Raw genomic sequence first — 17713 nt, forward strand, 5'->3', positions numbered from 1 at the left:
TGATGTCGCTCTTTTTATTCGCCAGCCACAAGACCGGCTCTTCTCAGACATTACTCTTCAGAAGATTTGTATTTCTCAGCCGTTTCTTTGATCAGCTGTTGCAGTTCGCCGCGCTGGAACATCTCAACCACGATGTCACAACCGCCAACCAGTTCACCATCAACCCACAACTGCGGGAAGGTTGGCCAGTTAGCAAACTTAGGCATCTCAGCGCGGATATCCGGGTTCTGCAGGATATCAACGTAAGCGAAACGTTCGCCACAAGCGGAAAGCGCCTGAACGGCCTGGGCGGAGAAACCGCAGCTTGGCAGTTTTGGAGAACCTTTCATGTACAGCAGAATCGGGTTTTCAGAAACTTGCTTCTGAATCTTTTCAATCGTTGGAGTGGTCATTTCTTGCTTCCTCAAGCCGGTACAGGCTGTCACGGTCATTACTCTTCACGCGCAGCACACAAAGACGGTGCGCAAACACAATGCCTTCTATTGTAACGATGGCTGCCACCAGATAAAAACGCCATTTTTTGTGGGGTCTTTCTCAATACTGGCATTTTATTAAACAATTTTCGGCGCCTGGGTTCAGGTTCACATATTTAAAGATTCATCGAGAATAACATTTTTGGCGTTCAACGATAATGTCAGATTTGCAAAATCCCATTCTTTAACTCAAATATTAACCTGATGAAAAATGGTTATTTTATTGACTAAAAATGGCGGTTATTTCGACATAAAAAAAGCTATTAACTTTTTCTCACAATATGATCTAGAATCGAGTCAATTCGTGCTTTTTTGTCGGGTTCTTTTAGGCAATACTCTGACAACCCTGATGTTTAACCCTACCACTCATGGTAACGAAGCTATGCGCTTACTGTTCACGCTTTTTGTGCTGCTCTTTACCCAGCTTTTCCTCAATATCGCCCATGCATCGCCACAGACGCGCGTCTCTGCCGATCAGCGAAAGAGCCATGTTAATCAGGCCGCCCCTGAAGAACGCCGAAAGCGAAAGACCGCCGCCGCCAAAACCAATAAAAAATCAAAAATCGCGCCGGTAACAGAACAAAAAACACAGGACAAGAATTCGAAGAAGAAAGTAAAAAGTACTGAACTGGTTAAACGAAAGGCCACTTCTGATAAAAGCGTAAAAACGACCCGGGCTGAGAGTAAAAAAGAAAAGACCCTCAGGACCACGCGGGCCGAGAGCAAGACCGAGAAACAAACCAAAACCCGCGCACTGGCAAAGAACAGTAGCGCAAAGGTCAGTAAGAAAGACGCTTATGGCCGCCACCGCAAGGGCAAGAAGCTCCGCGAAGAAGACAGCAAACCGATTACGCTGAGCGCGACACACAAAAAACGTTATCAGCACGCACAGCAAACGGCGATGACCAAGCTGATGCACCAGGTCGGCAAACCGTATCGCTGGGGCGGCACCTCTCCCAACACCGGTTTTGATTGCAGTGGCTTAGTCTATTATGCCTACAAAGATTTGATTCGCATTAAGATGCCACGCACAGCGAATGAAATGTACCATCTGCGCGATGCGGCACCGGTCAAACGCGGTGAACTGGAAAGCGGCGATCTGGTGTTTTTCAGAATTAATAATCGCGGCGCAGCAGACCATGTGGGTGTTTATGTCGGTAATGGCAAATTCATCCAGTCGCCAAGAACCGGTGAAGACATTAAAATCACCTCACTGGGCGATGATTACTGGCAAGATCACTATGTGGGCGCACGTCGGGTAATGACCCCGAAAACGATCCGATAATAAACAATTCGTTAAGTCTGAAGTTTCGCTAATCAGCCAATGAATAGCATTTAACGAAGAGTTTCTGCAGGGAAGAATGTCGGCGGATAAGGTGACTGCATCACATTGAAAAGGGCGATACCTGTTACCGGGATCGCCCTTTTTTATTGCGGATCGCTTATAAAATCAGTTCATTACCGCAGTAAAGCTGAAAGCGATAATCATAAGCAAAGCGCATACCGTGGTGATCAACGATAATTTCAGGTTGCTGTCCATCAAACCCCCTTTCGGATCAAGTTGTGGCATTTTTTAAGCCACACTAAATGTGTGCCAACGCATTTTCTCATAATTCACATTTAAAATCTTGTGCTGAATGACAATGCTGTCATGAGAATTTTGCTTCCACTTTCCTGCATTATAAGAGAAAATTGTCGGTTACCACGCCTGTGTGCCGGTCGATTTCACCCGAGAGCATTTCACGCCTCATTCTGAAGAATCCACCCAACGATTTCACTGCCCTTTTAGAAGTCAGCAGTTAAATCCACGCAAGCAAACGATTAACATAATGCTAACGTGCTGAAACACGTGAGTTCAGGAGTCATTGTTTACATGGCAACGATTAAAGATGTCGCAAAGCGCGCTGGCGTTTCCACTACAACCGTGTCGCACGTCATCAATAAAACACGTTTCGTCGCCGAAGAAACTAAAGCTGCGGTTCTCCTTGCCATCAAGGACTTACACTATTCGCCAAGCGCCGTGGCGCGCAGCCTGAAGGTTAATAACACCAAAACGATCGGTCTGCTGGCCACCTCCAGTGAAGCGCCCTATTTCGCCGAAGTGATTGAAGCCGTCGAAAACAGCTGCTTCTCCAAAGGCTACACGCTGATTTTGTGTAACTCGCACAACAATCTGGAGAAACAACAGGCTTACCTGCAGATGCTGGCGCAAAAACGCGTCGATGGCTTGCTGGTGATGTGCGCGGAATATCCCGACGAACTGCTTAATATGCTGGAGGAGTACCGCTCAATCCCGATGGTCGTCATGGACTGGGGCGAGGCGCGCAAAAACTTCACCGACAGCATTATTGATAATGCTTTCGAGGGCGGCTACATGGCCGGTCGTTATCTGATTGAACGCGGTCATCGTGATATTGGTGTGATCCCGGGGCAACTGGCGCGTAATACCGGCGGCGGTCGTTTCCAGGGTTTTGTGAAGGCACTGACCGAAGCCAATATTCCTCTGCGTGATGAATGGGTCGTTCAGGGCGATTTTGAACCGGAATCCGGCTATCAGGCGATGCATAAAATCCTGATGCAGAAAAGCCGCCCTACTGCGGTGTTCTGTGGCGGTGACGTGATGGCGATGGGCGCCATTTGTGCTGCCGATGAGCTTGGCCTGCGGGTTCCGCAGGATATCTCTGTGATCGGCTATGACAATGTGCGTAATGCCCGCTATTTCTCACCGGCGCTGACCACGGTTCATCAGCCTAAAGAGCGTCTGGGCGAAATGGCTTTTACCATGTTGCTGGACAGAATTGTCAGTAAGCGCGAAGAATCGCAGACCATCGAAGTGCATCCGAAACTGGTTGAACGCCGTTCCGTGGCCGACGGTCCGTATCGCGACTACCGCCGTTAATTGTGTAACTACGCCTGCCTGTGCAGGCGTTTTTTTTTGCTAATCCCGCAACCATTCCTCATTCATCGTTTCTGTATCGCCCATATAGTCCAGTAACCACGCCAGTGACGGCGACGGATTGCTCTGGTCCCACGTCAGACAACACGGGCTGTCGGGGAAACGATTTTCCAGTGTCAGCACCTGCAATTTATTCTGTTCTATCCACGGGATGACGCGATGAACCGGCATCATGCCGACACATAATCCTTCTGTCAGGCATTCCAGCGCACAGGTCCAGTCAGGCACCACCAGACGTCGCTGGTTGTCGAGCGTCCAGGTATCGCGTTTGGGCAATGTGCGGGAGGTGTCTTCCAGACAGAGCGCCGGATAAGGCCGCAGCTGGTCATCCCTGAGCGAACCGGACAACTGCGCCAGCGGATGTTGGGGGCTGACCACGCAGTGCCAGTCCATGAATCCCATGTCGCGAAAATTAAACCGGCCACCCACCGGTATGGCTCTCGTGGCACCGATAGCCACATCCGCCCTTCCGTCCACCAGCGCATCCCAGACACCGTTAAACACTTCCGAGTGGATGATCAGTTCCGTATCGGGAAAATGGCGGTAAAAATCGAGTACCAGCCTTCGCGTCCGCGCGGGTTTAACAATCCGGTCTACCGCCACGCGTAGTTCGCCGCGCCAGCCGTTAGCGACCTGCTGACACTGGCGACGGGTGGCTATCATTTTTTTTGTCAGAATGCGGGCTTCATCGACAAAAACCTTGCCCGCAGGCGTCAGCACCACGTCACGATGACGGCGTTCAAATAACGGCACTGCCAGCCATTGTTCAAGCTGCCGGACGGTGTAGCTGATGGCAGAAGGCACGCGGTGTAAATCCTGCGCCGCGGCACTAAAGCTGCCCGTTCTTGCCACCGCATCCACCACATCAAGAGCGTATTCTGACCACATATTTTAGCCTTCAACTTTTTTGATAGCAGAGTGCAAATATTAGCGTTTCACAACGCTGTTATCAAAGCGTTAAACTCCGCCTCCGGTACGTAATCTGCGTCAAATCACCTGCAATCACGACATTAACGAGACAATAATGAAACCCTCCTTTGGATTTATGCTCTATCTCGCGGGACTGAGCATGCTCGGCTTTTTAGCCACCGACATGTACCTTCCTGCCTTCAGCGCCATGCAAACCAGTCTGACAACCAGTCCGGGCATGATCAGCGCCAGCCTGAGTATTTTTCTCGGCGGCTTTGCCATCGGCCAGTTGTTGTGGGGGCCGCTGTCCGATCGCATCGGCCGTAAACCGGTATTGCTCATTGGCCTGACACTGTTTGCAGTGGGTTGTCTGGGTGTGTTGTGGGTTGAAAACGTGCGCGCCCTGCTGGCCTTGCGGTTCCTGCAGGCAATGGGCGTTTGTGCGGCAGCCGTCACCTGGCAGGCCATCGTCGTTGACCGTTTCCCGGCGGATGTGGCTAAAAAAACCTTCGCCAGCATTATGCCGCTGGTGGCGCTCTCCCCAGCCCTCGCCCCGTTGCTCGGCGCATGGGTGCTGAATCATTTTGACTGGGAAGCGATCTTTGCCCTGCTGACCGTCGTGGCTGTTGTTCTGTTGATCACCACGCTGACATTGCGCGAAAACAAACCTGCGCCACAGGCCAAAGCCGATAAAGCGGGCTTTGGCACCTTGCTTAAATCACGGGTTTACAGCGGTAACGTCATGATTTACTCCGCCTGTTCCGCTGGTTTCTTCGCGTGGCTGACCGGTTCACCGTTTATTTTAAGCGACATGGGCTATTCCCCTGGTGCCATTGGCCTGAGTTATGTTCCGCAGACCATCGCGTTCCTGCTGGGCGGTTTCGGCTGTCGCGTTCTGATCAGTAAGCTGGACGGAAACCGGATTTTGCCGTGGTTACTGGCGGGTTATGCGGTGAGTATGGTGAGCCTGTTCTGTATCGGGATGTTCACCCATGCCGGACTGATCAGCCTGTTGATCCCGTTCTGTTTAATGGCTCTGGTGAATGGTGCAATCTATCCAATTGTTGTCGCAAATGCCTTAATGCCATTTCCTGCTAATACAGGGAAAGCGGCGGCGTTGCAGAATACCCTGCAACTGGGGCTGTGTTTCCTCGCCAGTCTGCTGGTTTCCGCATTTATTGTGCAACCATTAATGGCGACAGTCACAATCATGCTGTCTACACTATTGTTGGTGGTTTTGGGCCGGTGGCTGTCACTGCGACCAGAAAGCACTCAGGATGTGAAACAGAAATCCGGGCAGGAAGCTCAGCGCGGGCAGGTGAATTAAGGGTGATAATGACCTTAAGTAACAATCACTTAACGGACATTTTCATTTGCGACGATTAACTATTGAGAATGCCTGCCTGCGAGCCTATACTCAACAAAACCCAATAAAATAGCATTTTTACAAAACTTTTATTACATACTTAAGCCCGACGCGCGGACAGCGTCACACTATTTTTTATAGTGCGTTTTTCAAGGACGATTTCCCTGCACGCCCCCGGCGCGCAGGTGTTCTTCTAATTTCCTCTGTTGGTGTCGGATATTGGACGAGGCGCTGAGTCGTCTGTTCTCATAAAGACCTGCAAAAATAGCCTTTGCTTTTCCCGGCAGGTTAATAAGTCAGAAGAGAAAGTGATGGAGAAGCTATGAGTTCATCGTGTATAGAAGACCAAAGCATTCAGGACAATCAGTGGTACCGCATCGCCAGTGAAATGCTGGCGATGGCAGATATTCAGGTAAATGGTAATCGTCCTTTCGACCTTAAAGTAAAAAACACTGACTTCTTTAAGCGTGTTTTACAGGAAGGTTCTCTGGGCCTCGGCGAAAGTTATATGGACGGTTGGTGGGAATGCGATCGTCTGGATATCTTTTTTCAGCGCGTTCTTCGTGCCGGTTTGGAAAATAAACTCCCCCACCATTTTAAAGATACCTTGCGTATCGCGGCGGCACGCCTGACCAATTTGCAATCACGCAAACGGGCATGGATTGTCGGCAAAGAGCATTATGATCTGGGCAATGATTTATTCAGCCTGATGCTCGATCCTTATATGCAATATTCCTGTGGTTACTGGAAGGATGCCACTACGCTTGAAGAAGCGCAGGAAGCAAAACTCAAAATGATCTGCGATAAGCTGCAATTAAAACCGGGCCTGCGCTTGCTGGACATCGGTTGCGGCTGGGGTGGATTATCCGAGTATGCTGCCCGGCATTATGGCGTGAGCGTCGTGGGTGTTACGATTTCCGCTGAACAACAAAAACTCGCCCAGAAACGCTGCGAAGGTCTGGATGTCACCATCCTGTTGCAGGATTACCGTGACCTCAACGATCAGTTTGACCGCATTGTCTCTGTCGGGATGTTCGAACATGTGGGTCCGAAAAATTATCAGACCTACTTTAATGTCGCCAAACGCAATATCAAACTTGACGGCATTTTCCTGCTGCACACCATCGGTTCTAATAAAACAGATCTGAACGTCGACCCGTGGATTGATAAATACATCTTCCCGAACGGTTGTCTGCCGTCTGTTCAGCAAATTGCGCAAACCAGTGAATCATTGTTCGTAATGGAAGACTGGCACAACATTGGTGCGGATTATGATCGTACGCTGATGGCGTGGCATGAACGTTTCCAGAAATACTGGCCGGAACTGGCAGAAAAATATGGGGATCGTTTCCACCGCATGTTTACTTACTACCTCAATGCTTGTGCGGGTGCGTTCAGAGCCCGTGACATTCAGTTGTGGCAGGTGGTCTTCAGCCCTGAAGGGGTTGATGGCGGGATGCGCGTTCCGCGTTAATGGCAGTATGACGTGACCAAAAAAAACCGGACATTCAACGTCCGGTTTTTTTGTGTCTGTAAATCACCTGAAAAGGCACTATCCGGCTTATTCGGCTTTATCGATCATCGCCTGTGCCGTTGCCATCGCTGCTTCGCGGCTGGCTAAGACGCGCTCGACGGTATCGACGATCGCCTGTGTTTGCGGATCGATTTCGATATTAATCTTGTCGCCCAGACGCTTGGTACCCAGCGTTGTACGCTGAAGCGTTTCCGGAATCAGATGCACACAGAAACGGGTACGGGTCACTTCACCGATGGTGAGACTAATACCATCAATGCCGATATACCCTTTATGTAATACATATTTCATCAAATCTTCATGTGGCATACGGAACCAGATCTGACGGTTATTTTCTGATGTCAGAATTTTTGCGACTTCCGCAGTACAAATAATATGACCAGACATTAAATGTCCGCCAATTTCGTCATTAAAGCGCGCGGCGCGTTCCAGATTAACCTGGTCACCCTCTTTCAGATCACCGAGATTGGTCAGGCGCAGGGTTTCTTTCATCAGGTCAAAACTGACCAGATCGCCGTTGACTTCAGTCACCGTCAGACAGCACCCGTTGTGCGCAACCGACGCACCAAGTTGCAGGTTATCCAGCATATCTTCAGGTAAACGAACAACATGGGTACGGAAATTGGGTTTCTCGTCGACAGACACTACCGTTCCGGTTCCCTGTACAATTCCGGTAAACATAGCCTTTTCCTCAATGTTTGAATCTGTTGTATTAAAACGTCACTTCCGCCAGTTTGCCGCAGAATTAATTGAAAGCCAATTCTCTGCGGTAAGAAATAGCACCGTCCGCTTCAATTTCATTATTTAACCGGCTGTTAACAGCTTTGTTTGCTTAAAAATACCGACGATGTACAATCTTCGGACTATTTTTCTCTGTTCAATGCCGCGTCTTGTGGCTTTTTTTATTCAATATAATCAACAAAAAAGGTGTATCTGTGCAGAAGTACCTTGCAGAAGCGCGGGTGTTATTAGCGCTTGCCATCCCGGTCATCCTTGCGCAAATCGCTCAAACCTCCATGGGTGTGGTGGACACTATAATGGCCGGCTCCGTCAGCGCAACGGACATGGCTGCCGTCGCCGTCGGGACCTCCATCTGGTTGCCCGCGATTTTATTCGGTCACGGCTTATTATTGTCGCTGACGCCAACCATTGCACATCTCAATGGCGCAGGCCGCCGCGACAAAATAGGTCATCAGGTCCAGCAGGGTTTCTGGCTGGCTTCCGGCGTCTCCGTTCTGGTCATCGCGGTGTTGTATCAGAGCAACCATATTCTCGACCTGATGCACAATATTGATCCTGAGCTGAAAGCGAAAGCCGTCGGCTATCTGCACGCCATCATGTGGGGCGCGCCGGGCTATCTGTTTTTCCAGGTGCTGCGCGATCAGTGTGAAGGGTTGTCCAAAACTAAGCCGGGCATGGTCTTCGGCTTTATCGGCCTGCTGGTCAATATTCCTGTTAACTACATTTTCATTTACGGGAAATTTGGTGCGCCCGCGCTCGGCGGTGTGGGCTGCGGCGTGGCAACCGGCACGGTGTATTGGGTGATGTTCTTTATGATGCGCATTTATGTGCGCCACAATCGCGCCCTGCGTGATACTCAGCCACATTCGCGCTTTGCTAAACCTGACTGGCCGACGCTGCGCCGCCTGATCCAGTTAGGCATGCCGATTGCGCTGGCCTTATTTTTCGAAGTGACGCTATTTGCGATCGTTGCCCTGCTGGTCTCCCCGCTGGGTATCGTGGCGGTTGCCAGCCACCAGATCGCCCTGAATGTCGGTTCGCTGATGTTTGTGATCCCCTTATCGCTGGGGGTTGCTGCCACCATCCGGGTAGGCTCACGGCTGGGTGAATCCTCCGTCGAGGGCGCAAAAGTGGCTGCTTATACCAGTATCTGCACGGGCATTATGATGGCCTGTTGCACCAGTCTGACGGCCATCATTTTCCGCGAGGACATTGCTTCTCTTTATAATGACAGCCCGGAAGTGGTGACGCTGGCGTCGCATCTTTTAATCTTTGCGGCGCTGTTCCAGATTTCAGATGCGGTACAGGTTATCGGCAGCGGCGTGTTGCGCGGCTATAAAGACACACGTTCAATCTTCTATATTACCTTTGTCGCCTACTGGGTGCTGGGCCTGCCGGTGGGATATACCCTCGGTCTGACCGATTTTCTGGTGCCACGTATGGGGCCGAGCGGTTTCTGGTGCGGATTTATTCTGGGCCTGTCCTTCGCCGCGTTGATGATGACGTTACGGATGCGCTGGTTGCAGAAACAGCCCTCTTATACCATTTTGCAAAAAGCGGGCCGCTGATCCCCTTCCGCTTTCCGCGGGCCGTGAATGTATGTCCCGGTGCGCGGAATTTTCAGCCAGTACGCTGGCTGTTATGCCTAAAAAAACAACGCAATGCACATAAGCTCGGCAGTCACGCACAATATGACAGGAAAATGTCTTTTTTCCCTTGCCAGTATTCAGAGAGGTCGTTAATATTCGTCCCCGTCGCCAACACTGGCTGACGAAAAAGAAAAACGATGCGTCCGTAGCTCAGTTGGTTAGAGCACCACCTTGACATGGTGGGGGTCGGTGGTTCGAGTCCACTCGGACGCACCATCTTTCTTAGCAGTACCGTTGCATATTGTGCGTCCGTAGCTCAGTTGGTTAGAGCACCACCTTGACATGGTGGGGGTCGGTGGTTCGAGTCCACTCGGACGCACCAAAGCAACTTCCCAAACTCTCCTCTTGCAACACACTCCCTCAAAACACCCTGAACATTTCCTGACAGATTTCTCATGACCTTTTGAATTTACGTTAAGTCATCCGTTTGTATTTTTTTAAGATTATTTCCCGTATGTGTCATTTTTGAAAGTTGCGTGAACAAAGCGTTATCGCCTGTGCTTTCTCCCCTGCCCGCATTGGATAATTTCAAAACAACGTTCCGAAATCTGCGCTAAGCTTGCGCCGCATCACGTTTTTTATTTGGTTTCCCAACCTGATCCCCTCTATAATACGCATCGTCTCTTCGATTGAATGGTTTCAGCCCCTTGATCTGTCGATATCGCACTTATAAAAGCGTGACCACTCCAGTAGCGATGATAAATCGCACAAATCGCTATGCTTTGGCTGAACTTACTACACCATTCCTTTCACAGTCTTCTACGCTTAGTAATGATTTGATTCAACCAGGCAACACCCCAATTCCGCGCGGGCAGCCATGCTGTCAGGCAAACACTTTTCCAATCCATCACAACTTGTAGATAAAATCGTCATGAAAAAGACCAAAATTGTTTGTACCATCGGCCCGAAAACCGAATCCGAAGAAATGCTGACCAAACTGCTTGATGCAGGCATGAACGTTATGCGTCTGAACTTCTCCCACGGTGATTATGAAGAGCACGGTCAGCGCATTCAAAATATCCGCAACGTGATGGCGAAGACCGGTCACAAAGCGGCAATTCTGCTGGACACCAAAGGTCCTGAAATCCGCACCATGAAACTGGAAGGCGGCAAAGACGCTTCTCTGGTTGCGGGCCAGACTTATACCTTTACCACTGACCAAAGCGTGATCGGTAACACCGAACGTGTTGCTGTCACTTATCAGGGCTTCGCCGCTGACCTGAAAATCGGCAACACCATTCTGGTGGACGATGGTCTGATCGGCATGGAAGTGACTAACGTCACCGAAACTGAAGTGACCTGTAAAGTGCTGAACAATGGCGATCTGGGCGAAAACAAAGGCGTTAACCTGCCAGGCGTTTCTATCGCTCTGCCAGCGTTGGCTGAAAAAGATAAGCGCGACCTGATCTTCGGTTGCGAACAAGGCGTTGATTTCGTTGCGGCTTCTTTCATCCGTAAACGCTCGGACGTTCTGGAAATCCGCGAACACCTGAAAGCACACGGTGGCGAGCACATTCAGATCATCTCCAAAATCGAAAACCAGGAAGGCCTGAACAACTTCGACGAAATCCTCGAAGCTTCTGACGGTATCATGGTTGCACGTGGCGACCTGGGCGTTGAAATCCCGGTTGAAGAAGTGATCTTCGCGCAGAAGATGATGATTGAGAAATGTAACCGTGCGCGCAAAGTGGTCATCACCGCGACGCAAATGCTCGATTCCATGATCAAAAACCCACGCCCTACCCGCGCTGAAGCTGGCGACGTGGCGAACGCCATCATCGACGGTACCGACGCAGTCATGCTGTCCGGTGAAAGTGCGAAAGGTAAATACCCGCTGGAAGCAGTGACTATCATGGCCACCATCTGCGACCGTACTGACCGCGTGATGCAAAGCCGCATCGATGGCCAGAACGAAAATCGCAAACTGCGCATCACTGAAGCAGTGTGCCGCGGTGCTGTTGAAACAGCTGAGAAACTGGATGCACCATTGATCGTGGTCGCAACCAGCGGCGGTAAATCAGCAAAAGCCGTGCGTAAATACTTCCCGCATGCGACTATCCTTGCCCTGACCACCAATGAAATCACTGCACGTCAGTTAATCCTGACAAAAGGCGTAGTGACTCAGCTGGTGAAAGAGATTGCTTCTACTGACGACTTCTACCGTATCGGTAAAGAAGCCGCGATTGAAAGTGGTCTGGCTCAGAAAGGTGATATCGTTGTCATGGTTTCTGGCGCACTGGTTCAGAGCGGCACAACCAATACTTCTTCGGTGCATGTTGTTTAATTAAAAACGTGACCATGAGCATTAATGAGCGCCGCAAAATGTGGCGCTCATTTATTCAAAAAGTATCTTGTTTCATAAAAAGTGCTAAAAGCAGTCGCTGCTAAATTGGGATAAGTCCCATGGAATACGGCTGTTTTCGCTGCAATTTTTAACTTTTTCGTAAAAAAAGATGCTTCTTTGAGCGAACGATCAAAATATAGCGTTTACCGGCAAAAAATTATTCTCATTAGAAAATAGTTTGTGTAATACTTGTAACGCTACATGGAGATTAACTTAATCTAGAGGGTTTTATAATGAATCGCACTAAACTGGTACTGGGCGCTGTAATCCTGGCTTCAACTATGCTGGCTGGTTGTTCAAGCAATGCTAAAATCGACCAACTGTCTTCAGACGTTTCTACTCTGAACTCTAAAGTTGACCAACTGAGCAACGACGTGAACGCAATGCGTTCTGACGTTCAAGCAGCTAAAGACGATGCAGCTCGCGCTAACCAACGTCTGGACAACCAAGCTCACGCTTACAAGAAGTAATATTTACTTCTCTAGTTCAATGGCGCACTCAGTGCGCCATTTTTTTTGCCTGCAAAAGGCTTTCCCTTCTCCTGCCAACCTGTCAATCATCAATCCTGTATGGCTATAAAACGCCTTCTATCGCCCTCCTGAATGTCAGACATAATAAAGGAGCCATAATGGCCCCTTTTGATTACATCCCAGCTATGGCTTTCCTGTGACGTTTACTGCGTGCTGGCGGTCGTCACTGCCGGTTCACCCGACGTCGCGGTCTGCGGTTCATTGATAACCGGCGGCATATCGCCCGCTTTATCACCCACACTCACTACGACCGGCATCCCCGAACGGCGTTTTATCGCCTCTTTCACCATCTCTGCATTGGTGTCGTCGCTTTTAACGAATTTCTTCATTGCAGCAGTCAGCGGGATCGGTTTGGTTTGCGGATCATCTTTTTCAGTGTGAGATAACGGCTGATGCACCTCGATATAGCGTTTCCCGTCCGGTTCGATATCGTACTTGATCGGCTGATTGATGATCTGTACGCGGGTTCCTTTCGGCACGGAATTGAACAGCGCTTCAATGTCATCCGGACGCAGGCGGATACAGCCGGAGCTGACTCGCATGCCGATGCCAAAATTGGCATTCGTCCCGTGGATCAGATATTGCCCCGTGCCTGCTGACAGACGCATGGCAAACAATCCCATCGGATTATCCGGCCCGGCAGGCACCATGCCCGGCAAAGTGATGCCATCTTTCAGATAGGCTTTGCGGATATTGGCAGTAGGCGTCCAGGTTGGATTGGGGATCTTCTGGCTGACGGACGTCACCATTTCCGGCGTGTTGCGGCCCAGCTGACCAATACCAATCGGATAGACGATGACCTTATCTTCGCCCTTCGGATAATAATACAGACGCAGTTCGGCCAGATTAACCACGATCCCTTCGCGTTTGGTATCCGGCAGCAACATCTGCGATGGAATGGTCAGCACCGTCCCGGCTTTCGGCAAATAAGGATCCGTTCCGGGATTGGCTTCCAGCATAGCGATCAATCCGATCTGGTATTTTGCCGCCACATCTTCCAGCGGTTTACCATCGTTGGGCACCACATACGTAGTGTTTTCGCCAATCAGGCGGCTGTTCTCTGGTGGCAAGGGATATTCCGCTGCACTTGCGGTCATGGTATGCGTGGCCATCATAGTGCCCACTAACATCGCCAGAAGGGGTAATGCGCGTCTCATACTCAGTCCTTTTTCGGCCTGCGCTCAGCGAATCTGAGGCAAGACAATTTATCTTGTCTGGTAATACTAGCAGCGCAGAATTTCATGGCAATCAAACCACGGTAAATCAGAAAGTTACCTGTCATAAAACGGAATTAAAAGCCGGAGGATAGAGAGTTGAAAAATCAGGACTAAAAAGCAAAAACGTGGGGAGAAAGACGGGATTTGCTTTGCTCATTAGCAGATAAATCCTAATGAGCAAAGCAGCGTACGGACGCCGAAATTACGACAGTTCCGCAGCTTTGGCGCGAATGGAGCGGATCATCGCTTCCAGCCCTTGCGAGCGTGAAGGCGTCAGATGCTGGCTCAGTTCCAGTTCAGTGAAGAACGGACGGACATCCAGTTCCACCACATCACGCGGCGTTAAACCCTGATACAGGCTGAATACAATCGCGACCAGACCTTTAACGATAGCGGCATCACTGTCACCTTCGAAAGTCAGCCCGCCATTTTCATCGGTGTGCATCACAATCCATACCTGACTCTGGCAGCCTGAAATCAGGTTCTTATCCTGACGATGCGCTTCCGGCAATGCCGGTAACTGGCCACCTAACTCAATCACATACAGATATTTTTCTTCCCAGTTCGGGCACCGGGAAAAGTTTTTAACTAACTTATTTTTATCTGGCAAAGCCATAACAACATCCTGATCAAGGCTGCCGGGATTACCCCAACAACCGGTGAATACGCTGCAGTCCCGCGACCAGACGGTCGACTTCTTCCCGGGTATTGTACATCGCAAGCGACGCACGGCACATAGCCGGCACACCATAGAAGGACATTAATGGCATCGCACAGTGATGGCCGGTGCGGATAGCAATACCGTATTGATCAAGGAAACTGCCGACATCATAGGCGTGATGTTTGCCAAGGTTGAACGCGATGACCCCTGCGCGGGTCGCCGGACCGTAGATCTGAATGTCCGGTACTGTCGCCATCTGTTCGAGGGCATAGTTCATCAGTTCCTGTTCATAAGCATGGATATTCTCCAGACCCAGTTCAGTCACATATTCCATCGCCGCACCTAATCCCATAATCCCGCCGGTATTAGGTGTGCCCGCTTCGAAACGCCACGGGGCAGCCGCGAAGGTCGTGCCTTCCGTCAGGCTAACGTGCTTGATCATCGAACCGCCGCCTTCCCAGGCAGGCATCTGATCCAGCAAGGCCTTGCGGCCATACAGAATACCGATGCCGGTCGGCCCGTAAAGTTTATGCCCGGACCAGACATAGAAATCACAGCCCAGTGCCTGCACGTCGATCGCATGGTGCATGACCGCTTGTGCGCCGTCGATCAGAACGGTCAGCCCGGCCGCTTTCGCCTGCGGGATGATTTTTTCGATCGGATTAACGGTGCCCAGCACGTTAGAGACATGCGCCATCGTCAGTAATTTAGTGCGCGGCGTAATCAGCGATTCGAGCTGTGACAAATCCAGCTCGCCGTCCGGCGTCAGATGCCAGACATCAATATGCAAATCGCGTTCTTTCGCCAGCATCTGCCATGGCACGATGTTCGCGTGGTGTTCCATTTCAGTCAGAATAATGTGGTCGCCGGGCTGTAAAAATGCACGCCCCCAGGTATTGGCGACCAGGTTAATGGCTTCCGTGGAACCTTTGACGAAGACAATTTCTTCCGCCGATGCGGCATTCATGAATTGTGCGGCCTGAGTGCGGACGTTTTCCATCTGCTCAGTCGCTTCTGCGCTCATGGTATGAATGCCGCGGTGAACCGCAGCATAACCTTGCTCGAAGAATGACATTTCACGTTGAATGACCTGACGCGGTTTCTGTGCGCTGGCCGCGCTGTCAAGGTAAGCCAGCGGCTGGCCGTTGACTTCACGGCTCAGCACAGGGAAATCGCTACGTACTCTTTCCAGTGGAAAACTCATTACTTACCTCGATTGAGTCGGCCTGCAATACGGGCAATCACGACTTCACGCAGGGTTTCATTCTCAATGGCTTCCGTCAGTTCAGCGGCAAAAGCAAAGATGATCATTTGCTGAGCATCCTGACCGCTGATCCCACGGGTACGCAGATAGAAAAGCTGTTCGTCGTCGATACGACCCACTGTCGCACCGTGGCTGCACTTCACGTCATCGGCATAAATTTCCAGCTGAGGTTTGGTATCAACTTCAGTGTGTTTGCCCAGCAACAAGTTGTTGTTGGTCATTTTGCCGTCAGTTTTCAGTGCATGCTGCGCCACTTTGATCATGCCGTTGAAAATCGCTTTAGCACGATCGTTCACGATCACTTTGTGAAGCTGGTTGCTGTTGCAATAGCCTTTGTTGTGTTCCAGATACGTGCGGGTATCGGCAATCTCAGAATCAACCGGCAGAACCAGACTGTTGATATCCAGATTGCTGTTCTCGCCGTTCAGTTGCGCGCTGGTGTTATTACGGGTCAGACCCGCGCCCAACAGGAAACTGTGGCTGGACACACGGGCGTCACGCCCGATGACCAGATCATTGTGCGAGAAGTGGAAACTGGCCTGGCTTTCGAACGCCAGTTTGTAATGCGTGAAATCTGCATTATCGCCCACATTCACGGTCATACGCGCACCGGTGAAATGCCCCTGATCGTTAAGACTCAGATAGTGTTCGATCACTTCGGCATTCGCACCGTTTTCAATCGCCAGATGATAGCGATGATGAACAGTATTCATTTCACGTGACTGATCACGACCACTGCTCAGATGTAACAGATACAGCGGTTTTTCAGCTTGCTTGCCCGCAGGCAAACGCACGGTAAACGGATCCTGTGCCAGACTTTCTGTCAGGTGTAAAAACACCTCTGACTGAATCGGATCCGGCAACGTTTGTTGCGCAGACGGGCTCAGTTTTTCGATTTCAAACGCACCGGTGTCGCTGTCGCTCAGGCTCGCATCAAAACGGCCATCCACGAAAACCAGACGGTAACAATCCAGTGGCAATGCCAGGGATTTCACTTTCTCAACCGTCAGCGCCTGCTGCTGAGGAGCAAAGAACTGATTGCCCAGCAGTGAGGAAACCGGCGTGTATTTCCAGTCTTCCAGTTTGGCATGCGGAAAACCGAGACGCAGCACCTGTTGCCAGTGCGCATGTGCGTGGGGAGATTGCTCACCGCCACGGCTTTCAAAAAGACGGTAAAGTTGCTGCATGGCGTGCGAACTGCCCGCCGCAGGGACATTACTCTTCGTCGGTAAGCCAGCCATAACCTTGCTCCTCTAACTGTTTAACCAAGGTGAAATCGCCGGATTTAACAATGCGGCCCTGATACAAAACGTGCACGTAGTCAGGCTTGATGTAGTCGAGGATACGCTGGTAGTGGGTAACGATAACGAATGAACGTTTGCCGTCACGCAATGTGTTAACACCGTCAGAAACGATCTTCAGCGCATCGATGTCCAGACCGGAGTCTGTTTCATCAAGGATGCACAGATTTGGCTCAAGTGCCGCCATTTGCAGAATGTCGTTACGCTTCTTCTCACCGCCGGAGAAGCCAACGTTCACTGAACGGGTCAGCAAATCGGCAGGCATCTTCAGCATCGCGATTTTCTCTTCGATAAAATCGGCGAAGTCAAAACGATCCATGGCTTCCTGACCACGGTATTTACGTACCGCATTCACTGCGGTTTGCAGGAAGAAATGGTTGGTCACGCCCGGAATTTCTACCGGATACTGGAAAGCCATAAATACGCCTTCGCCAGCGCGATCTTCAGGCGCCAGTTCCAGCAAATCTTTACCGTTGAACATTACGGAACCGTCGGTCACTTCGTAATCTTCACGGCCAGCCAGTGTCGCGGAGAGTGTACTTTTACCTGAGCCGTTCGGGCCCATGATGGCGTGTACTTCACCCGGTTTGATCTCCAGATCAAGTCCTTTCAGAATTTCCTTTTCTTCGACACGGACCTTCAAATTCTTAATGCTTAACATACGTATCCTTGAGTTTGCGCCTGCGCGCTCATAATTCTGTTTATGCTTTGACTGTGCTGAACTCAAACCTGCCCGACGACCACATCACACCCTGCGACGTCGGGAGG

General features: G+C 50.6%; 16 protein-coding genes and 2 tRNA genes. 9 read left to right on the forward strand and 9 right to left on the reverse strand.

Annotated features, from left to right (window positions below; genetic code table 11):
- Positions 1–50 precede the first annotated feature (50 nt).
- Together EDF78_RS17100 and EDF78_RS25985 are read right to left on the reverse strand one after the other, a co-directional pair.
- Positions 51–392, reverse strand: a complete 342-nt coding sequence (locus tag EDF78_RS17100) for a Grx4 family monothiol glutaredoxin (RefSeq protein ID WP_015697793.1) — start codon at positions 390–392, stop codon at positions 51–53.
- A complete protein-coding gene (locus EDF78_RS25985; protein WP_267890961.1) occupies positions 373–501 on the reverse strand; it encodes a hypothetical protein in 129 nt (42 codons plus the stop codon). The genes EDF78_RS17100 and EDF78_RS25985 overlap by 20 nt, the downstream gene beginning before the upstream one ends.
- Positions 502–855: 354 nt before the next feature.
- On the opposite strand from EDF78_RS25985, the gene EDF78_RS17105 reads away from it, so the two are divergent.
- The gene (locus tag EDF78_RS17105; protein WP_119826247.1) at positions 856–1758 is read left to right on the forward strand and encodes a C40 family peptidase; all 903 of its coding nucleotides are present in this window, start codon (positions 856–858) and stop codon (positions 1756–1758) included.
- Positions 1759–2346: 588 nt separating this feature from the next.
- Positions 2347–3372 carry an HTH-type transcriptional repressor PurR gene (gene purR / locus EDF78_RS17115; protein ID WP_095921470.1) on the forward strand — a complete coding sequence of 342 codons (1026 nt, stop codon included), beginning with the start codon at positions 2347–2349 and terminating at the stop codon, positions 3370–3372.
- 39 nt (positions 3373–3411) lie between these two features.
- Here the strand turns inward: purR and punR are convergent, their stop codons facing one another.
- Positions 3412–4317 carry a DNA-binding transcriptional activator PunR gene (gene punR, locus EDF78_RS17120; RefSeq protein ID WP_119826249.1) on the reverse strand — a complete coding sequence of 302 codons (906 nt, stop codon included), beginning with the start codon at positions 4315–4317 and terminating at the stop codon, positions 3412–3414.
- Positions 4318–4453: 136 nt separating this feature from the next.
- Between punR and punC the strand changes: the two genes are divergently transcribed.
- Both punC and cfa read left to right on the forward strand, forming a co-directional pair.
- The gene (gene punC, locus EDF78_RS17125; protein ID WP_119826251.1) at positions 4454–5665 is read left to right on the forward strand and encodes a purine nucleoside transporter PunC; all 1212 of its coding nucleotides are present in this window, start codon (positions 4454–4456) and stop codon (positions 5663–5665) included.
- 361 nt (positions 5666–6026) lie between these two features.
- On the forward strand, positions 6027–7178 hold the full coding sequence (cfa, locus tag EDF78_RS17130; protein WP_133823546.1) for a cyclopropane fatty acyl phospholipid synthase: 1152 nt from the start codon (positions 6027–6029) through the stop codon (positions 7176–7178).
- 87 nt (positions 7179–7265) lie between these two features.
- Here the strand turns inward: cfa and EDF78_RS17135 are convergent, their stop codons facing one another.
- The gene (locus tag EDF78_RS17135; RefSeq protein ID WP_095921466.1) at positions 7266–7919 is read right to left on the reverse strand and encodes a riboflavin synthase subunit alpha; all 654 of its coding nucleotides are present in this window, start codon (positions 7917–7919) and stop codon (positions 7266–7268) included.
- 254 nt (positions 7920–8173) lie between these two features.
- On the opposite strand from EDF78_RS17135, the gene EDF78_RS17140 reads away from it, so the two are divergent.
- The 5 genes from EDF78_RS17140 (at position 8174) to EDF78_RS17160 (ending at position 12442) form a co-directional block, all read left to right on the forward strand.
- Entirely contained in the window at positions 8174–9547 is a 1374-nt protein-coding gene (locus EDF78_RS17140; RefSeq protein WP_095921465.1) for an MATE family efflux transporter, read from the forward strand.
- Between the two features lie 220 nt (positions 9548–9767).
- A tRNA-Val gene (locus EDF78_RS17145) sits at positions 9768–9844 on the forward strand.
- A gap of 29 nt (positions 9845–9873) precedes the next feature.
- Positions 9874–9950: transfer RNA gene (locus EDF78_RS17150), tRNA-Val, on the forward strand.
- A 549-nt stretch (positions 9951–10499) separates the two neighbouring features.
- Positions 10500–11912, forward strand: coding sequence for a pyruvate kinase PykF (gene pykF, locus EDF78_RS17155; protein ID WP_015697801.1), 1413 nt, complete (start codon positions 10500–10502; stop codon positions 11910–11912).
- Positions 11913–12205: 293 nt separating this feature from the next.
- Complete coding sequence (locus EDF78_RS17160) at positions 12206–12442, forward strand: major outer membrane lipoprotein (protein ID WP_056773575.1); 237 nt, start codon at positions 12206–12208, stop codon at positions 12440–12442.
- 203 nt (positions 12443–12645) lie between these two features.
- On the opposite strand, the gene EDF78_RS17165 is transcribed toward EDF78_RS17160, so the two are convergent.
- The 5 genes from EDF78_RS17165 to sufC all read right to left on the reverse strand — a co-directional run bounded on the left by EDF78_RS17165 (position 12646) and on the right by sufC (position 17606).
- Positions 12646–13659 carry a L,D-transpeptidase family protein gene (locus EDF78_RS17165; RefSeq protein WP_131693460.1) on the reverse strand — a complete coding sequence of 338 codons (1014 nt, stop codon included), beginning with the start codon at positions 13657–13659 and terminating at the stop codon, positions 12646–12648.
- Between the two features lie 262 nt (positions 13660–13921).
- Positions 13922–14335, reverse strand: coding sequence for a cysteine desulfuration protein SufE (gene sufE, locus EDF78_RS17170; RefSeq protein WP_095921463.1), 414 nt, complete (start codon positions 14333–14335; stop codon positions 13922–13924).
- Between the two features lie 28 nt (positions 14336–14363).
- Positions 14364–15584, reverse strand: coding sequence for a cysteine desulfurase SufS (sufS, locus tag EDF78_RS17175; protein WP_119826257.1), 1221 nt, complete (start codon positions 15582–15584; stop codon positions 14364–14366).
- Positions 15584–16885: a Fe-S cluster assembly protein SufD gene (gene sufD / locus EDF78_RS17180; RefSeq protein WP_095921461.1), complete on the reverse strand. Its 1302-nt coding sequence runs from the start codon at positions 16883–16885 to the stop codon at positions 15584–15586. The genes sufS and sufD overlap by 1 nt, the downstream gene beginning before the upstream one ends.
- Entirely contained in the window at positions 16860–17606 is a 747-nt protein-coding gene (gene sufC, locus EDF78_RS17185) for a Fe-S cluster assembly ATPase SufC (protein ID WP_095921460.1), read from the reverse strand. The genes sufD and sufC overlap by 26 nt, the downstream gene beginning before the upstream one ends.
- Positions 17607–17713 lie beyond the last annotated feature (107 nt).

The sequence above is a fragment of the Rahnella sp. BIGb0236 genome, from assembly GCF_004364755.1.
Lineage (GTDB): Bacteria > Pseudomonadota > Gammaproteobacteria > Enterobacterales > Enterobacteriaceae > Rahnella > Rahnella victoriana.